The following is a 25,313-nucleotide window of genomic DNA, read 5'->3' on the forward strand; positions in this document are numbered from 1 at the left end:
TTTTATAAAGTGTTTATAAGCTGTTTGCTTCTTTTTCTAGTCTGTTAATTATATCGCTGGCCTTTGGTGTACTGGCCATTTCCTTTGCTTTTTCTATATAGGCCAGCATCCTTTCCTTGTCTTTTTTACGAAGGGCAAGGTTGGCCAGGTGAATCATTACAAATGTTTTGTCTGTTTTACCGCCCAGCGGGAAAAGACTGGCCAGCTGAAAGTGATATTCGGCTTCCTCATATTCTTCCCTTTTAAGGGCAATACTGGCCATCATAAATTCGTAATAACCCCTTCTGTTTTTGGCCAGCCGCTCCGGGTCCGGAACTTCTGATAAGGCAGTAGCGGCCGATTCGAATTCACCGTTTTTAAAATACTTGGAAGCCAGCAGGACAGAACTCTGCTTGTAATGGCTCCATACCAGAAAAGCCAGCAAAAGGCCGCCAAAGGCAGCCAGTTGATATTGTTGATAAAACAGGCATATCAGTGCATAGATGGCAAAAATGGCCATCAGCACATACCTGATCCGGGAACTGTACATTAATTAATGGATATCCGTAAATTTATAACCTACACCTCTGATCGAATGAAAATAAACCGGATTTTTCTGATCTGGTTCAAAATATTTGCGGAAAGTCAGGATAAAATTATCAATGGTACGCGTAGAAGGGTATACATCGTAATTCCATACTGTTTCCAGGATCTGCTCCCGGGAAACCGCTTCGTTTTTACGCTCTATAAGCAATTTAAGCAGCATGGTTTCCTTTTTGGTTAGGGGCACCACTACTCCATCGTCCTGTTTCAACTCAAAAGAGTTAAAATAAATGGTTTTATCACCTATTTTATAAGAGTTCAGTTCTTTCAGGTCATCGGCTTTCATGCTGCGTTTAACCAGAATTCCTACCCTTAAAATCAACTCTTCGAGGTTAAATGGTTTAACCAGGTAATCGTCTGCACCTTTTTTAAGGCCCATTACACGGTCTTCGCTGGTGTTTTTAGCCGTCAGGAATAAAATAGGGACTTCTGTATTTTCCAGACGAATGGTTTCACACACCTGGAAGCCGTCCATTTCAGGAAGCATCACGTCCAGGATAATCAGGTTAAAACGTTCCTCTTTGAAAATTTTCAATGCAGTTTTACCATCTTTTACTGCATGCACTTTGTAACCTTCGAGTTCGAGGTTTAATTTTATGGCGTCTAATAAATGATCTTCATCTTCAACCAGTAATATTCTTAATTTTTGTGGCATAATGATCAACTAAATGTAACTTCAAAAATGGTACCCTGCGGTACGTTATCTTTAACGCTGATATCGGCGTCGTGGTTTTGTAATACTTCTTTAACAATAAACAGGCCTAAACCTGTTCCTTTTGCTTTCCGCACACTTTCGTCACCCACACGATAAAATTTATCGAAAATCAGCATCTTTTCGTCATCTGAGATGCCAGGTCCTTTATCAGATACTGCCAAAAAGGCATGTCCGTTATGATCGTTCAATTCTACTTTTACCTCAGCGCAAGGCCCCGAGTATTTCACTGCATTTTCTACCAGGTTGGTCACCACCGACGATAAAGCAAATGCATCGCCGCTGATTTTTATTCCGGGTTCTATTTTAGCAGTAATGATTTGTTCACAGCCACAGGTATGGATTTGCAAACGGTCTGTAATTTTAGTCACCAGCTCTGAAAAATCAAACTCTTCTTTTGGGAAAGAATAGGAACGGTTTTCAATTTTTGTGGCCAGCAACATATTTTCGACCAGATCATCCAGCCGCTCAATATCCTTTAACGAATTGCTCAGCAGGGCCGTTTGTCTGGCTTTGTCCAGGTCGCGTTTAATAATGGTCTGTATAGACAATTTAATGGCCGCCAAAGGCGATTTCAACTCATGGGTAACCGATAAAAGGAAATTGGTCTGCTGTTCGTGCAACCGGTCTTCCTTTTTAATGGACTGGTGTAAAAAATAAGCGCCGATACACAACAGAAAAAGGAATACCGATCCTTCGCCCATAATCATCGCCATCCTGGAAGGCTGCAGCTTTACCACCAGGGTTCCCCAGGAAATCAGCTGTACCAGACTGTACAGGAGCAGAAAATAAAAGATGACAATGGACTTTTTCACAACGCGCTCTTTAACATCTAATTTACCAAATATTATTTGTTTCTGAAAACAAGGTCAAGTGCCTCAAAAATGGCCCTCTTTGCTTTTTCCAGCTCTATTTTTGTATGTGCAGCAGAAACAAAACCGACTTCGTAACCCGATGGGCCAAAATAAATGCCCCGGTTGAGCAATTCCCTGTGCAGCACTTTAAATTTCTCCATACTGGCCGGATCAATATCTGCGGCTGTTTGTATTTTATCCTTATCGGTAAAGGCCATCCAGAAAATGGAACCGACATGGAATACTTTCAGTTTGTAATTTCTGGCTGTGGCAAAACGCTGAATGCTTTCGGCAAATTCCGAAGCTTTATTGTTCAGGTCTTTATAAAAGCCCGAACGCAGCAGTTCGCTCAGCTGGGCAATTCCAGCAGCCATGGCTACCGGGTTACCCGATAAGGTACCTGCCTGGTAAACCCCGCCGTCAGGAGAAATATGTGCCATAATTTCGGCAGAAGCGCCATACATTCCCACCGGTAAACCGCCACCTATAATTTTTCCATAGGTTACAATATCCGGTTTAATGCCGTAATGGGCAGCTGCTCCTTCAAATCCAAGTCTGAAACCGGTAATCACTTCGTCAAAAATCAGCAAGGACTGGTTGTCTTTACAGATTTGCTGCAAAAAGTTAACGTATTCCTGGTCCTGGATCAAAAGACCGTTGTTGGCAGGAATTCCTTCAATTATTACCGCTGCGATTTCGCCTTTAAACTGTTCAAAGGCTTCTGTAAGGGCCTTTTGATCATTTAAAGGAATCACAATCGTTTCCTGGGCAAAAGATTTAGGCACACCGGCCGAAGAAGTTTCACCAAAGGTGACCAGTCCTGATCCGGCTTTAACCAGCAGTGAATCGGTATGCCCGTGGTAGCAGCCTTCAAATTTTAATATTTTATCGCGGCCGGTAAAACCCCTGGCCAGTCGGATTGCAGACATCACTGCTTCTGTTCCCGAACTGGTGAAACGGATTTTCTCAACATATTTGTTGTTTTTAATGATCAATTCGGCCAGTTCATTTTCCAGCGCGGTAGGCGCGCCGAAGCTCATGCCGTTTTGCATCACCTCTGTTACTTTTTCTCTTACTTTAGGGTGGTTGTGGCCAAGGATCAATGGCCCCCAGCTGCCGCAAAAATCAATAAACTGATTTCCATCTGCATCCCATACAAAACAACCGTCTCCTTTTTGGATAAACAGCGGGGTTCCGTATACGGACTTAAACGCCCTAACCGGTGAGTTTACCCCACCCGGAAAAAAAGATTTGGCCTTTTCATAAAGTTCTGCCGATTTTTCCCTGGAGATATCTGCTTTACTACCCGTATTTACAGGCATATCACCTTCATTTCCCGAAAACATTTTTTTTAAAGACTCTAACATATTACAACCAATTCTTTTCTACAATATCTCTGATGTGGTAGGTGGTAATTATGCTCGCTCCTGCCCTTGCAAAAGCATGCATGGTTTCCATCACCACTTTTTGTTCATCTATCCAGCCCTTTTCAGCAGCTGCTTTAATCATGGAGTACTCTCCGGATACATTATAACAGGCAATAGGCAAATCGCTGTGCTGTTTCAGCTTATGGATTACATCCATATAAGCCAAAGCCGGTTTAACCATCAGCACATCTGCCCCTTCACTTTCATCCAGCAAAGCTTCCCTTATGGCCTCATTTCCATTTCTGAAATCCATCTGGTAGGCTTTACGGTCTCCCTTGCTTGGCGCACAATCTGCTGCCTCACGGAAAGGTCCGTAATAAGCAGAAGCAAATTTAGTAGCATGGGACATAATTGCGGTATTGACAAAACCTGCTCCATCCAGCACACTTCTCATAGCCCCAATGCGCCCATCCATCATATCTGAAGGGGCCAGCATATCGGCACCTGCTTCAGCGTGGGTCAGGCCCATTTTCGCGATGACCTCTACAGTTGCATCGTTCTGTACATAATCATTTTTCAGGATCCCGCAATGTCCGTGACTGGTATAGGAACAAACGCATACATCGGTCACTACGTACAGGTCCTCTCCAAAATTCTTTTTCAGTTCCCTTACCGCAACCGGTACCAGGGAATGGTCATGATAGGCAGAACGCGCATCTTCACTTTTTTCGTCACCAACCCCGAAAAGCATAATTTTATTCACGCCAAGTTTTAATCCTTTTTCTACATCTTTCAGCAGCATATCTGTGGAAAACTGGCTTACGCCTGGCATGGCATCTAAAGGACGGACCACTTGTGTACCCGGTACAATAAAATACGGGTAAATGAACATATCTTTAGACAACCTTGTTTCGGCAACCATTTCCCTGACAACGGGATTTTTTCTCAACCTTCTTGGACGGTGTAACATATCAACCTCTCTTTTCTGTTTATTTTATTTCTATACCGAAAACGGCTTCGGCCAGACCTATTTCATCCGGAGAATAAGGAAGTATGTATTTTACCCCCATTTCATCGAATTTTTTTCCTGTGGAATTGCCAATGGCGATCACCTGTTGTCCCGGATCTAAAAGGTTATCCGCAAAATAGGCATCAACATTGGATGGACTGGTAAAGATCAGCACATCGGCATTGCTTGGATCTATTTCATCGACCAGAGTCGTTTCATAAATGGGCAGGTCAACGACTTTGGTGCTTTCTTTCAGTGCTTTTTGTATGGTCAGCAGGGAATCCTGAGCCCTTGGGAACATCACCGTTTCGCCTTCTGCCAGTTCGGCAAAAGCTTCGGCCACTTCTTCAATGTCCCCACCCTCTCCAACGTAGTCGGCCAGGTGCCCGGCCCTTCTCAATGCATCTTCCGACCCCCTTCCGGCAACACCAAACTTTATCTTTTTGGACATAACCGGTTTCAGGTTAAAAAAGTATTCCACACTGTTTCTGCTGCTGAAAAAGATCCAGTCTAAATTTTTCAAGTAAAAAGGGTCCAGCACATGTACAATCGGAAAAGTACGGATCAGTGAACGGGCCTCTATTTCTATTCTATGTTTTTCCAGTGCCCTTCTGAAATAGCTGTGTTCGCCAATTTCCCGTGTAATAAATACCCTTGCCGGAAGTTTTCTTTCTGCACTGTACTGGGCAACAATTTTCTCGGCCAGGCCGTCCAGGCTTTCTACCCTGTGGAACAAACGGTCCGGAAAATCTTCATCTGTTTCGGCTTTGGAAGTCCAGACTTCAAACATGCCGTTGTCTTTTTTACAATAACAACCCAATGGCATGTGACAACCGCCTTCAAACAGGTTCAATACTTTGCGTTCTACGGCAATTTCCTCGGCAGTCGCAGGATCATTGATTTGCTGCAGCAACTGGAAAAGTTCGGTATCGCTTTCCCTAATCTGGATACCTAAAGCACCCTGGGCCGGGGAAGGGACCAGTTCTGTTGTGTCGATCACCTCGACATGAAATTCAGACAGGTCAATATTTAAACGGTTCACACCAGCTTTGGCCAGTAAAATCGCATCGTAATCCTCGTCTCTTAATTTACCGATCCGGGTTGGTACGTTTCCACGCAGGTCTTCTACGTTCAGGTCCGGGCGCAGGGCCAGTAACTGGGCTTTACGCCTGTTGGAAGAAGTTCCCACCATGGCACCGGTTTTTAATGATAGCTTGTGGCCAATGTCTACGCAGTCTTTCAGAATGAGCAACAGTTCCGAAGGGTCTTCCCTTTGTGGAACAGCTGCAATGATCAATCCTTCGGGATGGTTGGTTGGAAGATCTTTATGAGAGTGTACAGCAAGGTCTATAGTACCACCCAGCAATTCCTCTTCAAGCTCTTTAGTAAAAAAGCCTTTACCCTCCAGCTTATCCAGCCTGAGGTTCAGAATTTTATCGCCCTGGGTTTTAATGATTTTCAATTCGGCTTCCACGCCGATTTCTGCAAGTCTGTCCTTAATATAATTCGCTTGCCATAAAGCCAGGTCGCTGCCCCTTGTGCCTATAATGAGTTTTTTCACTTAAACTATAAATTTTTTGCTGACTAATATAGCTAGAATTAGCTGTTATTCACCAATATTTCTTTTGCCATCACCATCGGAACACTGATGCACTTTTTCTCCATATAATTCATTACCCGCTCCAGTACCAGTCTTGAGTTTTCATCCAGCCCACTGATTTCATCTGCAAAAACAGCGTTCAGTGCGGTGTGTTTAATCTCTTTGATTTTCTGGGGAACCCCGCTCATTGCAATTTCTATTTTGCGCTGGCGAAGGACGAGTTCAAATTCTTTAATGTTTTGTTCTATAATGTGTTCTGCGCTGATGAGTTCTTTGTAGCGCTCCTGAATATTTTTACGGGCGGTTTCTTTTAAAGATTCGACCTCTATATAGTGGACCGGGAAATTTTGAAGGATCTCCGGTGCGGTATCGTTGGGAATGGCCAGATCGACAATAACTTTTTTTGCAGTGTCGCCGCCCAGCAGCGTTTTATAGATTTCTTCGGTGATGACCGGTTCTGTAGATCCGGTGCAGGTAATGATGACATCAAAACCTTCTGTATAATTTTTTAGCTCGGATAAGGGATAAGCCTTGCCGTTCAAGCCCCGGGCCAATTGCGCTGCATTTTCCAGGGTCCGGTTGAATACCGAAAAATTAGAGTATTTATGTTTTTTAAGGTATTGTGCAATATTCCGATTGGTTTCTCCGGCGCCAATGATCAGCAACCTGGAGTTTCCGCACATTTTAAGGTCACGAAGCTTACGGTAAGCCAGTGAAACCACCGATACGGGGTTTTTGGAAATATTAGTATGGGTATATACTTCTTTGGCTGTTTTAACCACACGGTCCATTACTGTACGCATGTAATCTCCGGTAAAACCGGCAATACGGGCAGCCTCATAAGCCTTACGGACCTGCGCCAGGATTTCCTTTTCTCCAACCACCAGGCTTTCCAGTGAACAGGAAGTCCGCAGTAAATGATTAAAAGCTTCTACCTGTTCGTACACCGAAACGTTTTCAATAAAACGTTCCATGTATTGTTCGGGCAGCCCCATGTCCAGCACGGTCAGAAAGCGAAGGATAAATGCTCTGTCTACTTTGCTTTTTGCAGTGAAGACAAACTCAACACGGTTACATGTACCTATATAGAATATCTCCTTGATACTCAGCTGTTCCTGAATGTTCTTTAGCCTGTCGTCGAGCGTTTGCTCACAAATCACTAATTTCCCTAAAGATTTCAGGTCAATCTGTTTATGTGTAAAAGCAATGATCTTTAAATATTCCAATGTAAGGTTGAGTATTTTTTTTCGCAGAACAAAAGTAACAACACTATCCTCAGTGTCTGTCATTATGCTGTAATTAAGGCTAATTTAGAAAGGTTTTAAATAAATAAAAGATACGAAACATTCCAAACTTAAGTTATGTTATATACTGTAAACACGCAATAAACAGCCTTTTATGTTACATAAATCACAATTTATATTAAGCGGCTCACATGATAAAGCCATCCTTGGGGACAGCACTTATGACGATAAATATACAAACCAGGAAATGGTTTTATTTATCCACGGCTTTAAAGGTTTTAAAGACTGGGGAGCACACCAGCTGGTGGCCGATTTTTTTGCAAAAAAAGGCTATTATTATTTAAAATTTAACTTTTCCCATGGAGGTACAACGCCGCAGCAGCCTGATGAGGTAACCGATATGGATGCCTTTGCCTCCAATACCATTGCCAAGGAAATTGCCGACCTGAATATTGTGATCAACCACATTTCGCATACCCAGGCTTTTTCCAGGATCAACCTGATCGGCCATAGCCGGGGTGCTGCGCTGGCCATTTTAAAGGCCGCCGATGATCCGCGGATCCAGAAAGTGGTGACCTGGAGTGCTATAAATGATTTTAGCAGTCTGTGGAAAAAGGAGCAGGAAGAAAGCTGGAAAAAAGAAGGGCAGATTTTTGTAGAAAACGCAAGGACCAAGGAGAAAATGCCTTTAAATGTAAGTTTACTGGAAGATTTTAAAGCGCACAAAGCGGCCTATAACCTCATTGATGCCGCCAAAAGGATCACCATTCCCTGGCTCATTCTGCATGGGGATCAGGATGTAAATGTACCCTTTAGTGTGGCCCAGCAACTGGCACAGGCGCAGCCCGCTGCAAAACTCCAAAAAATAGAGGGTGCCAGTCATGTATACGGGGCTTCACATCCTTATAAAAACAAAGAACTTCCGGACCATTTACAGGAAGTCTGTGATAAAACACTGGCATTTTTAAAAGCTTAGAAAATTAATCCGCTTACAAAAAACAGATTTGTATGAAAAAAGCCGTCATCTCGACGAGAGGAGAGATCTCTCCTCTCGTCGAGATGACGGCTATATAATGAGCCCCCCTTTAGAGGGGGGATTCAAATGCTCCTTTATGGATTTTGTCCACCCTGACCAATGGCCGGATTGGAATTGATTTCATCCAGTGGGATCATCCACTGCCATTCCGGACCACCGGCCGGAACAGTCAATACACCCGCAAGGGCTACTGTAGCATTTCCGCCGGTACGATCTACCGGTGCATTTAAACGTTTCAGGTCAAGGAAACCAAAACCTTCGCCCCAAAGTTCGATCCTTCTCTGGATCAGGATTTCATTGAGTAAAGCTGCACCAGTATTGGCCGATAAAGTATAGGAAGGGTTTCTTTTATTGACCAGTGTAAATAGTGCTGCAGCCGCTTTTGCGTTTTCAGCAGCATTCCCTTCTACAGCCAGGTGCGCACGGGCCTCTGCTTCGATCAGGTACATTTCCGCTACACGCATGTGCACCACATCCCCAATACTGGTTGTACCGGCATTGGTAAATTTAGCCTGCATAAAAGTCGATCTGATTCCACCTGGTGTAAGTGGAAAATCAGGGTTTTTACCGGTTGGGTCCCATAGTTTAACACGCACATCTGTCGCAGGAATCCTGTTATACAATGTAGAAAGGATCCGTTTAGGGTTGGTACGGTTTGCTGTAGAGTTATAAGTTCCCATATAGGCAAAGAAAGAATAGAAATAGGTCGTTTGGTCTTCTACCTGTTTGCTGCCCCACATCCATTCCACATTGTCTACACTGTTAAAGCCTTTCACATAATCTTCCGGGGTCATCAATGCCTGTGCCCCACGCGCCTCTATAGCCAGTTGCGCCGCATCGGCCCATTTGCCCTGGGTTAAAGCGACCCTGGCTTTGATTCCTTTGGCCACATTCAGGTTCAGGTGAGACTTGTTCGGCCTTACTTTGGCCGTGGCAAAAAGAACAAAAGCAGCATCCAGGTCTTTGTTGACCTGCGCGTATACCGCTTCAACTGCTGCCCTTGGCTGACCGCCTTCCTGTACGGAAGTGATTTTAATAGGCACCCCTGCCTGGGTATTGTTCCCGGCCTGATCGTAACGCTTGGCAAAAACCTGTACCAGGTTAAAATGTGCCCAGGCACGGTAAGTAAATGCCTCTGCCTTGATCAGTTTCTTTTCATTGTCTGGTCCTTCAGCGCCATCAATATTGTCAATAATTTTATTGGCATTCTGAATGATTTTGTAAAAATAACTATAAATATAGGCGTTGTTTAAGGTGGTTGCATTGCGGTGGGTTACCCATTTATGTACCCCAAAAGTGGTGGTACTTACCGCATTGACGATGTCATTCCCCATATAGTCCATATTTAAATTCACAGAACCCTGCCCGCCTTCTTCCTGTCTGGAGTACTGCATGTACAGGGACCGGTGTATACCATTTAATGCCGCCATGGCATTGGTGGTATTTTTAAACACCTCTGAACCATCCACCTGGTCAGTTGGAGCAGTGTCCAGATAACTTTTTTTACAAGATCCCATCAGCAAGGCAACAGCTGCCAGGGGTAAAAATATCTTATGTAGATTTCTCATAATCGTTCTAATTAAAATGATGCATTAATACCTAAACTCACTACCCTTGACGGAGAATATACGTTACCATTGGTTCCGTTAAAATTCTGTCTCGGGTCCAGTCCTTTGCGTTTGGACACAAGGAACAGATTTTCACCGCTGGCAAATACATTTAATTTGCTCAGTCCCACTTTCTTGATGAAAGGCTTTGGCACATTATAACCAAGGGTCACCGCGCGCATATCCAAATAAGAAGCATCGATCAGGAAACGGGTGGAAGTCGCATTGTAAAAAGAAGAGCGTCCTACATCCAGTCTTGGTATTCCGGAAGGATCACCAACTTGCTGCCAGCTTTTTAAGGCATCCACATGCAGGGAACCTCCGTAAGAGCTGTAAGACATTAATCCCTGATAGTTTCCATCGTAATATTTACCACCTACACCATAATTTAGCTGAACACTTAGTGACCAGTCTTTATAAGCAAAAGTATTGGTAATGCTACCATCAAATTTTGGAAGTGCAGAACCTGAATAGGCATAAAGGGCATTGTTGCTATTGCTGGTATATTTTTGACCGTTAATGGTACGTGTATCTGCTGCTGAAGGCAGGTTCAAAGGGTTAATTTCATATAAACCAGCACCATCTGCAGGGTCTACACCAGCCCATTGACGCAACCAGAATTCATACCTGGATTGTCCAACGGCCAGCTGTTTGGTCCCGTCAATAATCACAGGGGTTTCTTCCGGCATGGCCGTAATTTTGTTACGTACCATAGTCCAGTTGATGTTCATATCCCATTTAAACGCTTTGCTTTTTATGATGTCTGCACCCAATTGGATTTCTATACCACGGTTGCGCATACGGCCAATGTTTTTTGCAAAAACGCCGGTTCCGCCACCAATACCGTAACCGCTAGACAACGGCAAGGGTACTTCAAACAATAAATTGTCAGATGCCCTGTTGAACAGCTCAAATGAACCGCGTAACCTGTTGTCAAACATGGCAAATTCCAAAGCAGCATCTGCCTGTATATTGGTTTCCCAGGTAATGGTCGGGTTTGGTAAAGTTCCTACTAAAATACCAGGCTCAACAGCGTTGTTATATCCCAGACTATAAAATTCCCTGTCAATGTAATAGCCGGTCAGACCATCATTACCAACAGAACCATAAGAAGAACGCAGTTTCAAAGAGTTCAACCAGGTCTGGTCTGCAAGGAAGCCCTCTTTATTGATCAGCCATGCACCTCCAACGGAGTAAAAACTACCCCATCTGCGGCCTGGTGCCCATTTGGAAGAACCATCCCGGCGAAAGGAACCTGAAAGAAAATATTTACCGTCATAGTCATAATTTACCCTTGTAAAGTAGGCTTCTTTATGGTAGTTATCCGTATAGGAGCTTAACGAAGTCGTGGTCGTAAAATTGACCAGTTCTTTACTGTCATCCACAACCTGGGTGTTTCTGGCCCCGGTCATGTATTTATAATTATAAGCGTAATTGTTGTGGCCCAATAAAACGGCAACGTTATGCTTTCCAAAGCTTTTGTTGTAGTTCAACAATTGTTCAATGGTATAAGATGTTGTAGTGGTATTGGTATTTCTGGCCCTTCCGTTTGGTGCACCATCACCAACCAGTTTGTTCTGGTAATCTGCAAACTGATAACTGGTCACATCCACCCCTAAATTGGTGGTAAATTTAAAGTCTTTCAGGAAAGTGATCTCTCCGTAAGTTCTTCCGCCCAATACATTTCTTTTAACGATTGTAGAGTTCAACAGGGTCTCCTGCAACACATGACGGCCCGAAGACGCACCTGAAGGCCGGTTTGGAACACCATAAGAGGTTCCCTGCAAACTCCCGGTATCATATACCTTGTCTCCTCTGGAATCATATAAAAAATCGCCCGTGACCGGATTGTGTGCGTAAACCGGATAAATTGGCCCGATACCTCTTGAAAAGTTAAACGGGTTCACCAAACTACCGCTTGTACCGGCATCTGCCTGGTTGGATTTAATTAAAGCAGCCGACAGGTTTAAGCCTGTTTTAAACCAGCTCATTGGACGGGAATTTACATTGATCCTTCCGTTGATCCTGTTGTAGTCAGAACGGATAATGTATCCTTTTTCATTCAGGTAACCTAATGAAGCATAGTAATCGGACTTATCCGTACCGCCCCCCAGTGACATCGTATAGTCGCTTCTGTTACCGGTCCTTGCCACTTCTTTCAACCAGTCCAGGTCATCCGGGTACAATAAACGTGCATCAGGGTTTAACAAACCGTCAATTCCAACGATGGCATTATCAGCCACATTAAAAGGATTGTTCATCAGTAAACCTTTAATGTCTTTAGTTGCCTGCGCATTTGCAGCCGCCAGTGACAAGCCCGGTGTACTGGCACTGGCCGGGTACACTAAACTGTTCCTGTAGGCCTGCCATGCCAAAGGATAATATTGGTACGCGTTAACCAGATCATACTCAGGAACGCCCCTGGAAACCAATCCCTGCATCATCCTGAACGAAAGTTGTTCCTTACCGGATTTTCCTTTTTTCGTAGTGATTAAAATTACACCGTTTGCTGCACTTGAACCATACAGGGAAGAAGATGCCGCATCCTTTAAAACAGTAATATTTTCAATATCATCTGTATTCAGGTTGGCAATATTTCCATCGTATTGTATTCCATCTACAATGTACAAAGGATCATTCGATGCATTGATCGAACCAATACCCCTGATGCGGATAGAAGGCGCTGCGCCCGGCTGGCCAGTCCCGGCATTCACCTGTATACCGGGAGCTGAACCTGCAAGGGCACTGTTAATATTGGTCACCGGCCTTGTGGCAAGGTCCTCTGCACTTACCTTTGCGGCAGATCCGGTAAAAGCGCCTTTTTTAGTTGTTCCATAAGCAACAACAATAAACTCATTTAAAACCTGTGAATCGGGCTCCATTTGAATGTTACCCATATTTTCAGTGGCTTTCACCTCTTTTGGTGCATAACCTATAAATTTGATGATCAGAATTGCATTTTTATCAACATTTTTTAACAAAAAGTTTCCATTTGCATCTGTTGCTACCGCTTTAACGGTTCCTTTCACCAATACAGAAGCTCCGCTTAAAGGTTGTCCGGTCTCATCTACGATACGGCCTTTCACATCAATGTTCAGGAACATGCCGCGTACGGCATCCACAAAAACATCTGCTGCTGATTTTTCTTTGGACTTGATCACCACGATCTTATTGTCCAATTTATAGCTTAAGTTCTGGCCTTCAAAACAAATGTCCAGCACTTCTTCTATAGAAGCGTCTTTCACATTAATGTTTACAGGTTTAGCTTTCAGAATAAGTTTGGAATCACCTAAAAAGTCATATCCACTCTGTGTTCTGATTTTGTTAATTAATTTTTCCAGAGAGACGTTTTTTTCTGACAGGGTAATGCGCTGTCCATAGCCCGCGGCACTTACATGAAGGATACCAACGGTCATTAACATTATGATAAGCCTCATAATCCGAAAGAATTGTTTAGGTACATAAACGGCTGATGGCCTGGACCTAAAAAGATCGTAAATAATCATATATTTGATTGTTTGGGTTCAATTGATTGAATGTGTTTAGCTGCATATTTAAAGGGTAAACCTGAACATGGAAAACGGCTATACCGTGATCCCCGACCGGAGGTGTTGGTAGCACTTCCGGTATTTTTTTGTGGTTTACCGCAGAGGAATAGTAAAGTTATTTCATCACGGTAATCCTCCTTCCTTCAATTTTAAAATGCACATCCCCTGCCTGCTCCAGTGCCCTCAAAACAGAGGACACATTTTTCGAGCGGGAGACCTTACCAATGTAAGAGACCTGACCAGGTCTGTCTTCATAAATCACCTCCATATCGTACCAGCGCTCTACTTTTCGTAAAATGCTTGGTAAATCCTCGTCGTTAAAAATAAAATTTCCATTTTTCCAGGCCATCACCTCTTCTACATCGGCCGCCCGTACTTTAATGCCCGTCGAAGTAAAAGTCGCTTGTTCCCCTGTTTTCAGTAAGGTTTTTTCTGCCAGCTGCTGGTCTTTTTCATTTATCCTGGCCACCTGCACAGCGCCTTCCAGCAAAGTCGTTTTCACTGCAGGTTCATTTTTATAAGCATTGATGTTAAAATGAGTACCCAAAACCTCCACTTCCTGTCCTGAACTTTTCACTTTAAAAGAACGTTTTATGTCCCTGGCCACCTCAAAATAGGCCTCCCCGGTCAGTTCAACCTGACGCGATTTCAGTGCCGCAAAAGAAACCGGGTAAATAAGTTTGGAGCCTGCATTTAACCAAACCACTGTCCCATCGGGCAAACGGATTTCATATTGCCCCCCTTTAGGTGTCTCAATCGTATTCAATGCTCCGGCATGCTGCGCACCGGCATCTTCCACACTGTACACCAATTGTCCATCTGCACTTTTACTGATCCTTACACCTGCCTCTTTAGCCAGTTGTCCGTTTTCCGCACCCGTAAGCATAATGCGTTTACCATTGGCCAGTGTTAAATAAGCTTTGTTTCCTCCAGGGCCTACATCTACTTTCGCAAGGGCTTTTGGAGAAAGGTCAGAAATACCTTCCTTTTGGTTAAAATAAAAAAACAGGCCGGCGGAAAGGGCCATCAAAACAACCGCAGCGGCCGCAACAGAAGCCCATTTAAACGGATATTTAACCGGAGACAAAATTGGTGAAAGTGCAGACCACACTTCGTTTTTTGCACGCAACGTGCCCTGGTGATCTACATCGGCACCATCGGGCTGGGTCTGGGCATACCAGGTTTCCAGAAGCGCAAGCTCTTCGGGACTGCAAACACCTTTATTATACTTATTCAGTAAGTCGTTCAGATCTATTTCTGGCATGCAGGAAGTTTAGTTTGGTTGGTAAATCTTAAGACCTTTAAGTCTGGGTGCAGGGGGGTATTTTTTTTTATTTTTTTTTCAGATCGTCTTAAAATCCTCCAAAAAGCATAAAAAAGTACAGTACAAAGCCCAGTTTTACCCTTAAAATTTTTAATGCATTTTTCACATGGCTTCTGACCGACTGCTCGGTAATGCCCAATTGTGCAGCAATTTCTTTATGGGTATAGTTGTTCTTTCTGCTCAGTTCAAAAACTTCCTTCATTTTTGGCGGAAGGGACTGAACTTCTTTTTCTATAATCGCTGCGAGCTGTCTTTCCCTGATCCGGTGATCGGTTAGCCCTTCGTCAGGACGTACAAAGCTGATTTGTTTTTCGGCATAGGCAGCGGTCACATTTTGATGTGCGATGACCTTTAGTGCCCGGTTACGGACTGCGGTATACAGGTAATTGGTTAAGCTTGTTTTAAGCAGGATCTCGTTTCTTTTAAACCATAAAGTTTCAAAAAGTCCCTGAACAACATCTTTTGCCGCAGCTTCATCTTTTAAGCGGTGTAAAGCATGCTGGTATAAAACGCCAAAAAAACGCTCGTAAATTTCAGTAAATGCCATAGCATCACCCAGTCGCAAAGACTCAGTCAGTTCGGTATCGCTGAATTTACTGTAGGTGATCATGATCTACACTTTTGCCGGGTTAATAAAAGCGCAGCCCAATGTTAAATAATTATTTCCAAATTAAGTAACAATTATATAGATAAACAGGTCATCTTTTTTAAACATCACCGGCAGCGGCTGTGTCTACCCAGTTTCCATCTTCTTTAATCAGTTCGATCAGGTCATCGAGTGCCTGGGCAGCATTTACATTTTTTTTGACCACTTCTTTACCCCGGTAAAGGGTTATTTTATCAGGTCCGGTTCCTACATAGCCATAGTCTGCATCGGCCATTTCCCCTGGCCCATTTACAATACAGCCCATAATCCCAATTTTAATCCCTTTCAAGTGGTCGGTCCGTGAACGGATCAGTTGAGTGGTTTCCTGAAGGTCAAAAAGTGTTCTTCCACAGCTTGGACAGGATATATATTCTGTTTTGGAAATTCTGGTCCGCGTAGCCTGAAGAATACCAAAACTCAGAGAGTTGATTAGTGCAAGGTCGATACCAGGCGCTTCCAGCCAAAGGCCATCGCCAAAACCATCTGTAAACAAAGCGCCCAAATCTGTTGCGGCATACAGCATCAGATTTTCGGGACTGGTGTTTTCGTAGCTGCGTTTAATGATAACCGGCAACTTCAGTCCCGTCTGGAGCATTGCCGTAAAAAAGGCCCGTTGCTGCGCCATGGCATGAACAGCATGGCTTTCCAGCAGCAACACACAAGTACTGTCCAGTTTTTGAAGTTGTTCTATTGAATAATCTCCTGCCTCAACCCTTATCAGGTTTAAAAATTCGTCCTTAACCGCCAGCTCATGGAATTCCGTTACAGACAACAAGGGATGACAATTGTGCTGATCTTTTAAAGTCAGCCAGGTCGGGTAGTTGTAAATTTGCTTTAAATTTCCCGGAAAAGAGAAAGAAGGCAACTGATCTCCAAGATAGACCAGGTCGCAAGCCTGATCGGTCATATTGTATTTATCCAGCACGGCACTGTATTTATAGCCCGCTGCAGTCAGGAAAAAAGGGTCTTTGAGGTTCTGTGCAGAAACATCGAGTAAAACTACCGGATGATGGTGCCCACCAATATGCTGCACAGTATCACTTTGTCTGCGGCTATACTGATATGGATCATAAGGAAGGTTGCTGGCTTTCAGGTCTACTGCTATATCAGCCCCCAGTTTTTCTGTTTCCAAAGCCCTTCGTTCATACCTTTCGGCCAAAGCTTTGGCCACCGGGGCCTCAAATTCAGGGTCTTCGGTAAGCGAAACCCTAATGGTATCTCCCAGCCCATCTTCAAGTAAGGTCCCAATACCTACCGCCGATTTGATGCGGCCGTCTTCCCCGTCCCCTGCTTCGGTCACCCCCAAATGCAAAGGATAATTCATCCCTTCCTTAACCATGGTTTGTACCAGTAACCGGTAAGCCTGTACCATAACCTGGGTATTGCTCGCTTTCATGGAAATGACCAGGTTATAATAATTCAGGTCTTCGCACATGCGGATAAATTCCATCGCCGATTCCACCATCCCCCTTGGGGTATCCCCATACTGGCTCATAATGCGGTCCGAAAGGGAACCATGATTGGTTCCAATACGCATGGCAGTGCCGTACTCTTTACAGATTTTTACAAGGGGACTAAATTTTTTATAAATCCTTTCCAGTTCTGCCTGGTAGGCTATAGGGGTATAATCTATATTTTCAAAACGTTTTTTATCAGCATAATTACCTGGGTTAACGCGCACTTTTTCTACAATTCTGGCGGCAGTTTCTGCTGCGTTGGGTGTAAAATGGATGTCGGCAACCAGGGGAACAGTATAACCACGGTAACGCAGTTCTTTTTTAATATTGGCCAGATTTTCGGCCTCTTTCATACTTGGGGCAGTAATACGAATGTACTCACAGCCCGAGTGGACCATGCGGATGCTTTGTTCTACAGTGCCCAGGGTATCCATGGTGTCTGTGGTGGTCATGGACTGGATGCGAATGGGGTTGTGCCCACCCATAGGGACATCTCCGATTTGCACTTCCCTGGTTAAAAACCTAGAATACCGGGATAAATTTGTACAATACCCACCTTCAAGCTCCTTTTGACTAACGACTTCTTCCATGACCTTTGTAAATGAACTGCAAAGATAAAGATTATATTAATCTATCCTTTATCACCAGTGTATTTGCTGCGATGTCGTGCCAGCATTGTTGCTTTTTATTGAGAAAACTATACAAGTAACCAAAAAACAAAGGAATAACAGAAAGGATTTTGCAGGCATTTCTAAGAAAGGAACGGCCAATACTTAAGCGGTTGCCCATCATATCAGTAACCCTGATGTTCAACAGTCTTTTGCCTATGGTGCCTTGTTTTTTGCCCGCTTCGGCAATACTCCCATAAATAAAACGCGCAACCAGGATCAATGGCATATAAGTCACAAACAATAGAATGCGTGTATTTTTATCAGAAACAACCAAAAAACAAAGCAGCAAAACAAAAATATAAGCCAGAAAAATTAAAAAGAAATCAATAGCCGCAGCCAGCAAACGCTGATCAAAAGAAGCAAAATACTGGGGTGCGGTTTGCTGAAAGGAAAAACCAAGAAGCTCACGCAATTCCGGGAATTCGTGAGCTTCTTTATAATCGTCCATTCCGGGTTTCCTGATAAAGGTACCCGGCCGGACTTTAAGATCTGAAAGCTGCTCCAGGGAAAATGGCCCCTGGGGTTTACCATTAATAACTACTGTATAGGAAACTTGCTCCAATTTTTTTAACCTTAGTACCTTTTGACTTCAAAGTTACTCAAACCACCGTCCAATGTGATAAAAATCTTTTTGGCAGCTGCTTTATAATTTGGGGTCTCATAGGTTCCGTTATCCATTTTGGTAAAACCTGTAAAATCTTTGGCCGAAAGTCCGGTTTGGGTTTTAATTCTGCAACCTGAGTTTTGGGGTACACTGATGTTGATGTCTGCGACACCGGTTTTAACCACTACATCAGTAATGGGTAAAAGATCACCGATTTTTACTTCCATTGCCGCAGCCCCACCTTCAAAATGAAAGGTCCTTATTTTATAATCAGAAAGGTCAAATTTCACCTCTCCTGCGCCCATATTCATATTGACATTCCAAACCGGTTTTTTATTCAGTTTAAAAGCAACATCATTTCCGCCTTCATTAATAGACCATTTGCGCTTTTTTTCCTGCATTTTAAAAGTCAGAACTTGCGTACTGTCTGTGGTCTCCTTTCTAAGAGAATAGTCCCCTGATCTTTTTCTGACCCCAACAGCGATCAGGCTATCGGTTTCCCCTTCCAGTTTAAAGGAAGTTCCTCCTCCCGATACATTGAGGGTAACGTTTTTACTGCTGTCGGCACTAAAAGGCTCACTGAAACTCAAACGCTTCACATCCTTGACATCATTATCATCGTCATTGATTTCCAGATCGCCTTTAAAACTATCGGCAAACCAGTTCCTGTCACTTGGCGGTCGCTGGCCTTTGTAAAAAAGGAAGCCCAGCAGAAACACCAGTACAGCAATTGAAATCACATTACCTGCCTGCGATTTTTGACGGTTAAACAAAATATTTACTCCGGCAATAATCAGGAACACCGGCCAGAAACGCCATACGCTTCTCCAATAAAAATCTATTACATTAAAGTTTTCCAGCAGGAGTACGCCGCCTATGAACAGCAGTACAATACCCCACATGATTCTATCTAGTTTCATCTTTTTAAGTTTAATTTAAACAAAAATCCATTGTCCACCTGTTACAACTGTGTTGTACCCGGCGTGTTTTCATTGTTCCCTGAATCCGGGGTTACTTCAGCCTTAGGTGGTTCCGGAGCAGCAGGTTTTTGCGCTTGCTGACTTTTCCATTCTTCCCAGGCATTTCTCCTTTTGGATTTAATAATGAAACTGACCCCGATGGCAATGAACACCAGCGGCCACAATTTACCTAATCTGAACCAGTAAGGAATGATATGAAATTCATTCATCAGAAAATAAATACCAATAACCAGCAGAAACAACCCTCCTACGGTACGTCCTGTATCACTGTTTTTACTGCTGACTTTATAATCAGGATTTTGTTGTGCTTTAAATTTCCCTTCGTCAAAACTGGCTGAACTCCAGTTTGGGGCTGTGTTCGCCGCAGACGCAGGGTCCGGGGCCGAAGTACTTGTCCCTCCAAAAGGGTTTGCCGTATTTTGATCTTTAAAAAAGTCGTTAAACTTCGAGAAGCGCGCTGCAGGATCATTATTTGCAGGAACCACAATCCACATAATCAAATACACCAGTATGCCTGTACCTACCAGGAAAATGGTCGACAATACAAAGAGTAACCTTATAATCGTCACATCAACCTCCATATACTCTGCAACACCGGACGAAACACCAGCAATCACTTTATCATGCTCGTTTCTAAATAATCTCTTGTCCATAACTAAATCTCCTTTTCTATTTAAAATTTTGCGGTTTCAAAACCATCTCCTCAACATTCACACCAACACTTAAATTTAACGCGGTGTATAAAGCTTCTGCAACATCTTCCGGTTGTACAAACTGGTCTTTGGGGATATCTGTTCCGGCCCAAGAAGCAGTTAATGTAGAACCTGGTAAAATTGCGGTAACCTTAACATGATAAGGGGCTAATTCCTGCCGCAATACATTATTAAGACTAAGCAAGGCCCATTTAGTTACACAGTAACTACCAGCATTTTGCACAGTTTCTTTACTGGCTACAGAGCAAATGTTAAAAATATGCCCTGATTGCTGTTTGCGCATGATTTTCCCAAAATGTTTAGACAAATAATAAGCTGCTTTCAGGTTGAGGTTCAGCTGTTTTTCGAGATTTTCGTCTTCTTCGTCGAGCAAAGAAGCGGGTAAAAATGTACCGGCATTGTTCACCAGAACATCAACGGTCTTAAAAATTTTAGTGGCAGCCTCACAAAAATGGAGTACTTGTTCTTTAATGCTGCAGTCTGCCACTAAAGCAACGACTTGTATATTTTTTTTTTCGAGTTCTTTTGCAAAAGGCTGAAGTTCCTCTTCATTTCTGGAGCAAATGGCTAAGTTATAACCAGAATCAGCCAGTTTAAGCGCAATGGCACGCCCAATGCCTTTAGTTGCGCCTGTTACAATTGCATTCATGTTTAAACATCTTTTTAGCAATTGCAATTATATATAAAAATTTGGGCTTAGTGGTTAAAAGAACTTGTTTAGCTCAACTATTTTATTTTTTGATTTTCTCCAGACTTGTACTCAGGCTTTTAATTTCTTCATCCTTTTGGTCCAGCCGCAGGTTCAGGCTTTCCAGTTTTTTATTCTGGTCAATGAGGTGCAAAGTTAATTCTTCAATTTTTTGGAGCAATTTGGCGTTCATTTCACCCAAGTCTACGCCGTTGTTTTTCACTTCTGCTGCTGATGGGATGCCGGGTAAGTGACCTTTTTCCTGAATGTGTTTTTCGGTTTCGTTTAAACTTGGAAGGCCGTATTCTTTTGCAAATACATAATCCGGCCAGTTCGCAGTTTCTACTTTCACTTCTTTGGCCCGGATGTTTCCGTTCACAGCTAGCTTTTCCTGTGGATTGTTGATGCCGATGCCAACGTTTCCAGAAGCCTGAATGGCCAGCCTGGCAACCCCTCCAACATAGGCTTTTAAATAATCATCACCACCTTCAATAACCGCAGCAGATGTTGCCCCCTGAAAAGCAATGGCTGGTATGTTATTTGATTTTTTTAGCGTGAGTGTATTGCCCGATCCATTTATAATTGCAGGGCCGTTTACATCTAAAGTAGCCTGAGGTGAGGTGGTGCCGATGCCAATATTACCCGCTCCGTTTATAACAAATTGGGGGACACCGCCAGTAAAAAATTTTAACCCTCCATATCCTGCCAGATAGCCCATTGGTGATGAAGATGTCTGCTCTTCATACCAGCTTAAACCATAATGGGGTATTAAATTATTCCGATAATTAAATTTATAATTAGGGTCTGTTGTTGTCGCACCAAGCCCAATTGCAGCCTGATTTATTGTGGCATCAATTTGTGCCTGAGCTTTCCAGGTAACCAGTAATAGTAGTAGGAATATAAACTTTTTCATTTTATTTCTTTTTTAAGTGGTTGATTTCTTTTTGTTGTTGCTGAACGGTTTTGTTCAGATCGATGATATACAAAGTCAGTTCTTCAATTTTCTGAAGTAGTTTTGCATTCATTGCTCCCAGGTCTACACCGTTGTTTTTCACTTCTGCTGCTGATGGGATGCCGGGTAAGTGACCTTTTTCCTGAATGTGTTTTTCGGTTTCGTTTAAACTTGGAAGGTCGTATTCCTTTGCAAACACGTAATCCGGCCAGTTCGCGGTTTCTACTTTGATTTCATGTGCGCGGACTTTTCCATTGACCGCAAGTTTATAGCCTTTGGTATCGGGCGTGCCCAATCCAAGGTTACCTGCAAAATAACTTGCCCCAGTTCCATTAAAGTAAGCGGTTCCGGTTCTGGACAAACCATTGGAATTGACATAAGCATCAGGCATTGTTTTATATGTACGTATGGTCCCGTTATATTCCTGATAGGGTAATGGATTTGCAACACCATCGTAAACGACACAAGAGGTCGTATATTTTGAATTATAATAATAGGATGTTCCCCCACCCCTTAACCAGATCACCATTCCGTAGCCGGGGTTACTTAACGTTTGATCTGCCCATCCAGCTATAAAATCTACATTTTGAGTACCCAGGTGTTTATAGTTCTGAACAATATCAGCATTGATAAAATCCGAAGCATTTCCATACCTGTTTAAATGAAATTCAAATCTTGCAAGTAAACTTCCCCTCCAGTCACTGTTCGTATGAACTAAAGACCGTCCAATCTCCAGAACAGAAGTAGCATTATTATCCCAGCCACCATCTGTCCAAACGGTAGGGTAAAATTTATCAAAATCACCTCCGATTGTAATGGTCCCGCTATTTTGCGCCTTTACTTTCCAGGTAACCAGTAACAGTAGTAGGAGTATAAACTTTTTCATTTTACTTCTTTTTTAAGTGGTTGATTTCTTTTTGTTGCTGCTGAACGGTTTTATTCAGCTCAATGATATACAGGGTCAGCTCTTCGATTTTCTGAAGCAGTTTTGAATGGACCACCCCCAGGTTAACTCCATTCTTTTTCACCTCTGCATCCGAAGGGACATCGGGCAGGTGTTTGTTTTTCTCAATAAAAGATTCTACTTCCGGAAGTGGCAAAAGCGGATAGCCTTTTTCAAATACAAAATCACTCCATCCGGCCTCTACTTTAACTTCTTTGGCCCTGATTTTTCCATTCACGGCCAGTTCATAGTTCCCTGGGTTAGGTGTTTGGATGCCTACCTTACCTGCAAAATAAGCATTACCGGAACCGGCCCCCGGAATGCCCAGCAGGCTTTCCACGGAAGGCTCATTTCCATTGACCACATCGACCCGGGGCGCATAGAAATATTGGCGGTCGTTGACGTTTGGATCGTAATAAAGGTAGGTCCTGTGGTAAGTAGAGGTGGTGCCTACAAAAAATTTAAAGTCCGTACAATTCAAAACTTTAATTCCAGTCACCCCATCATAAATTCCTCCCATATGAACTTGGGTATCATCTCCACTACCATGGATATAGCCCACCAGCAAATACCATTTGTTCAGTTCCGGAAGTTTTCCATTCCAAAAATATGGATTAGCATGGGGGCTATTATCCAGATCAGCAACATAGTCACAACCGAAGTAGGAGACTCCATTTGTTGAATTCGTTTTTTTCATCCATACCGTAAAACGGTACATTTTGGTGTGATCAATGGCAATAGGATTTGTGTTCCAACCCCCATCTTCGTTTGCAAGTCCATCAGGTTGCGATTTCCATAAAATAACCCTTTTGCCATTAGGCCCTTCTCCCCATTCTCTTATGTTTTCTATTTCAGTCCCGTTACGGCCAAATACACCTGTTGAACCTTGCCCAATGGTCCAGCCATCCATATTCAGCAGGTTCTGGGCATGACTGTAGTTTAAGCCCAATAGGGTCATACCTATAACCAAAGCTATTTTTCTTTTCAAAAGCAATTTCATTTTATTTCTGTTTTTCCAGTTTGAATACACGGTTTGTCAAGGCTTCATTCTTTTTCTCCATATCAATCAGGTGAAGTGTTAATTCTTCAATTTTTTGAAGCAGTTTAGCATTCATTTCACCAAGGTCCACGCCATTATTTTTCACTTCCGAAGCTGAAGGAATTCCTGGTAAATGACCATTATCCTGAATGTGTTTTTCGGTTTCTTTTAGAGAAGGAAGTACGTAGTCTTTTGCAAAGACATAGTCCGGCCAATTGGCAGTTTCTACTTTGATTTCCTGGGCCCGCACTTTTCCGTTGACGGCAAGTTTATAACCTTTAACATCGGAGGTACCAAGTGCGATGTTGCCGTTAAGAAAAAGGTTTTCCCCATTGATATTTCTTGCTTTAAAATCTACATCAATCCTATTTAGGTTATTGTTATGATAAATTTCATTCCATCCATTCCACACATCAAAATCTCCGTTTCTTGTTCTAAAAGACATATGCGGCTCGGTGCCATAAGCTGTACTGATTTGGCAATCATAATTATTGTCAAACCCACCGAAACTCATAAATGCACCATTCCAGGGAGCCCCCGTTATGGCATAGGCAAAAGTATAGCCATTCGTAAATGTATCATGGCTTCCAGCAACGGAAAGATTCCTGACCTTTTTTGATAAATAATCCAATGGATTAATGTTCTGTGCATACAACTGATTTCCAAACGGGATTAAACACATCAGTGCACAAACAATTTTGATTTTCATTTTCTTATCGGTTTTGGTGGTGATTTTTTTCCAGTTCTTTTAATCTGTTTTCTATTGCGTTGATCTTATTGTCCTTCTCGATCAGGTACAAAGTCAGCTCTTCAATTTTTTGAAGCAGTTTAGCATTCATTTCACCAAGGTCTACTCCCTTGCTCTTCACTTCAGCAGCTGAAGGAATTCCTGGTAAATGACCATTATCCTGAATGTGTTTTTCGGTTTCTTTTAGAGAAGGAAGTGCATAATCCTTTGTAAAAACATAGTCCGGCCAGTTAGCAGCTTCTACTTTGATTTCCTGAGCACGGACTTTTCCATTGACCGCAAGTTTATAGCCTTTGGTATCTGAAGTACCGATACCAACATTACCCTTCGAATCGTACCTTACCATTAAACCATCATAAGCACTGGCAGCTTCTCCATGCAAAAAGAAAAGCTCAGAAAGACCTATCCAACCTGGATAACCACTATTGGGTTCAAAACCTTCAAAAAAAGTAAAGCGAAGTTTAGTGATCTCACCACTTACTGGAGCACTAAAGGTATCTTTTGTATTTCCTGTTACATCCGCTACCGTTCTCCAATTGTTGAATCCAACATAGACGTCATAAGCTTCTATTTTAAATCTTTTAGGAGCCAGGGCCCGGGAAGTAAATCCAACCAAGCCACCTACCTGGGTGTGAGTTGCCGGCAGGCCGCTAATTTCAATAACCACCTGTTTGCCGGTATCTCCATTAAAACCGGTCTGATATTGCTGAAAAAAAGATCCGTCAAATAGACCGGGCAAATCAAAAGCAGTAAATCCGGACTGGGTAACTGTATATCTGCTTGTTGCATTAAACAACATATTTTTTTCCAGCGCCACATAACTCTGATTGCTAGATGGCGTAAAACTTTGCCCGAAAGTCATTTGATTGACCAGTAGAAGAAATAATCCTGTTAACAGTATAGAATGCTTTTTCATATGTCATAAATTTTATGACACGAATGTAAAACCCTTCAGTGCGACCACACTGCACTGGGGAAATTGTGGAAAA

At 42.9% G+C, this 25,313-nt stretch carries 22 protein-coding genes; 1 reads left to right on the top strand and 21 read right to left on the bottom strand.

Going from position 1 to position 25,313, the window contains the following annotated elements; genetic code table 11:
- Positions 1-13 precede the first annotated feature (13 nt).
- The 7 genes from B0O44_RS13080 to hemA are packed head-to-tail and all read right to left on the bottom strand — an operon-like array spanning position 14 to position 7,350.
- The gene (locus B0O44_RS13080; RefSeq protein ID WP_110831220.1) at positions 14-529 is read right to left on the bottom strand and encodes a hypothetical protein; all 516 of its coding nucleotides are present in this window, start codon (positions 527-529) and stop codon (positions 14-16) included.
- 3 nt (positions 530-532) lie between these two features.
- The gene (locus B0O44_RS13085; protein WP_110831223.1) at positions 533-1,237 is read right to left on the bottom strand and encodes a response regulator transcription factor; all 705 of its coding nucleotides are present in this window, start codon (positions 1,235-1,237) and stop codon (positions 533-535) included.
- A 5-nt stretch (positions 1,238-1,242) separates the two neighbouring features.
- Positions 1,243-2,109, bottom strand: a complete 867-nt coding sequence (locus B0O44_RS13090; RefSeq protein ID WP_110831225.1) for a sensor histidine kinase — start codon at positions 2,107-2,109, stop codon at positions 1,243-1,245.
- Between the two features lie 32 nt (positions 2,110-2,141).
- Entirely contained in the window at positions 2,142-3,515 is a 1,374-nt protein-coding gene (gene hemL / locus B0O44_RS13095; protein ID WP_211321371.1) for a glutamate-1-semialdehyde 2,1-aminomutase, read from the bottom strand.
- Between the two features lies 1 nt (position 3,516).
- Positions 3,517-4,485: a porphobilinogen synthase gene (gene hemB, locus B0O44_RS13100; RefSeq protein ID WP_110831227.1), complete on the bottom strand. Its 969-nt coding sequence runs from the start codon at positions 4,483-4,485 to the stop codon at positions 3,517-3,519.
- Between the two features lie 19 nt (positions 4,486-4,504).
- A complete protein-coding gene (hemC, locus tag B0O44_RS13105; protein WP_110831229.1) occupies positions 4,505-6,085 on the bottom strand; it encodes a hydroxymethylbilane synthase in 1,581 nt (526 codons plus the stop codon).
- Between the two features lie 38 nt (positions 6,086-6,123).
- Positions 6,124-7,350, bottom strand: coding sequence for a glutamyl-tRNA reductase (gene hemA / locus B0O44_RS13110; protein WP_110831948.1), 1,227 nt, complete (start codon positions 7,348-7,350; stop codon positions 6,124-6,126).
- A 172-nt stretch (positions 7,351-7,522) separates the two neighbouring features.
- Between hemA and B0O44_RS13115 the strand changes: the two genes are divergently transcribed.
- Positions 7,523-8,344, top strand: a complete 822-nt coding sequence (locus B0O44_RS13115; RefSeq protein ID WP_110831232.1) for an alpha/beta hydrolase family protein — start codon at positions 7,523-7,525, stop codon at positions 8,342-8,344.
- Positions 8,345-8,478: 134 nt separating this feature from the next.
- Here B0O44_RS13115 and B0O44_RS13120 read toward each other — a convergent pair whose 3' ends face one another.
- From B0O44_RS13120 to B0O44_RS13185, 14 genes are all read right to left on the bottom strand, one after another.
- Positions 8,479-9,972, bottom strand: coding sequence for a RagB/SusD family nutrient uptake outer membrane protein (locus B0O44_RS13120; RefSeq protein ID WP_110831235.1), 1,494 nt, complete (start codon positions 9,970-9,972; stop codon positions 8,479-8,481).
- Between the two features lie 11 nt (positions 9,973-9,983).
- A complete protein-coding gene (locus B0O44_RS13125) occupies positions 9,984-13,448 on the bottom strand; it encodes a TonB-dependent receptor (RefSeq protein ID WP_170123331.1) in 3,465 nt (1,154 codons plus the stop codon).
- Positions 13,449-13,674: 226 nt separating this feature from the next.
- Complete coding sequence (locus B0O44_RS13130) at positions 13,675-14,823, bottom strand: FecR domain-containing protein (protein WP_110831240.1); 1,149 nt, start codon at positions 14,821-14,823, stop codon at positions 13,675-13,677.
- 88 nt (positions 14,824-14,911) lie between these two features.
- Positions 14,912-15,493, bottom strand: a complete 582-nt coding sequence (locus B0O44_RS13135; protein WP_110831243.1) for an RNA polymerase sigma factor — start codon at positions 15,491-15,493, stop codon at positions 14,912-14,914.
- Between the two features lie 97 nt (positions 15,494-15,590).
- A complete protein-coding gene (gene ispG / locus B0O44_RS13140; RefSeq protein WP_110831245.1) occupies positions 15,591-17,576 on the bottom strand; it encodes a (E)-4-hydroxy-3-methylbut-2-enyl-diphosphate synthase in 1,986 nt (661 codons plus the stop codon).
- 31 nt (positions 17,577-17,607) lie between these two features.
- Positions 17,608-18,219, bottom strand: a complete 612-nt coding sequence (locus B0O44_RS13145; protein WP_110831247.1) for an RDD family protein — start codon at positions 18,217-18,219, stop codon at positions 17,608-17,610.
- An 11-nt stretch (positions 18,220-18,230) separates the two neighbouring features.
- Positions 18,231-19,181 carry a LiaF transmembrane domain-containing protein gene (locus tag B0O44_RS13150; RefSeq protein ID WP_110831250.1) on the bottom strand — a complete coding sequence of 317 codons (951 nt, stop codon included), beginning with the start codon at positions 19,179-19,181 and terminating at the stop codon, positions 18,231-18,233.
- A 41-nt stretch (positions 19,182-19,222) separates the two neighbouring features.
- Entirely contained in the window at positions 19,223-19,894 is a 672-nt protein-coding gene (locus B0O44_RS13155) for a PspC domain-containing protein (RefSeq protein ID WP_110831252.1), read from the bottom strand.
- A 16-nt stretch (positions 19,895-19,910) separates the two neighbouring features.
- Positions 19,911-20,603 carry an SDR family oxidoreductase gene (locus B0O44_RS13160; RefSeq protein ID WP_110831254.1) on the bottom strand — a complete coding sequence of 231 codons (693 nt, stop codon included), beginning with the start codon at positions 20,601-20,603 and terminating at the stop codon, positions 19,911-19,913.
- Positions 20,604-20,685: 82 nt separating this feature from the next.
- On the bottom strand, positions 20,686-21,555 hold the full coding sequence (locus B0O44_RS13165; RefSeq protein ID WP_110831256.1) for a hypothetical protein: 870 nt from the start codon (positions 21,553-21,555) through the stop codon (positions 20,686-20,688).
- Position 21,556: 1 nt separating this feature from the next.
- On the bottom strand, positions 21,557-22,480 hold the full coding sequence (locus B0O44_RS13170; protein WP_110831259.1) for a hypothetical protein: 924 nt from the start codon (positions 22,478-22,480) through the stop codon (positions 21,557-21,559).
- A gap of 1 nt (position 22,481) precedes the next feature.
- Positions 22,482-23,525: a hypothetical protein gene (locus B0O44_RS13175; RefSeq protein WP_245943659.1), complete on the bottom strand. Its 1,044-nt coding sequence runs from the start codon at positions 23,523-23,525 to the stop codon at positions 22,482-22,484.
- 13 nt (positions 23,526-23,538) lie between these two features.
- A complete protein-coding gene (locus B0O44_RS13180; protein WP_146229829.1) occupies positions 23,539-24,285 on the bottom strand; it encodes a hypothetical protein in 747 nt (248 codons plus the stop codon).
- Positions 24,286-24,289: 4 nt separating this feature from the next.
- On the bottom strand, positions 24,290-25,240 hold the full coding sequence (locus B0O44_RS13185; RefSeq protein WP_110831263.1) for a hypothetical protein: 951 nt from the start codon (positions 25,238-25,240) through the stop codon (positions 24,290-24,292).
- Positions 25,241-25,313 lie beyond the last annotated feature (73 nt).

It is taken from the genome of Pedobacter nutrimenti, from assembly GCF_003208655.1.
Taxonomy (GTDB): domain Bacteria; phylum Bacteroidota; class Bacteroidia; order Sphingobacteriales; family Sphingobacteriaceae; genus Pedobacter; species Pedobacter nutrimenti.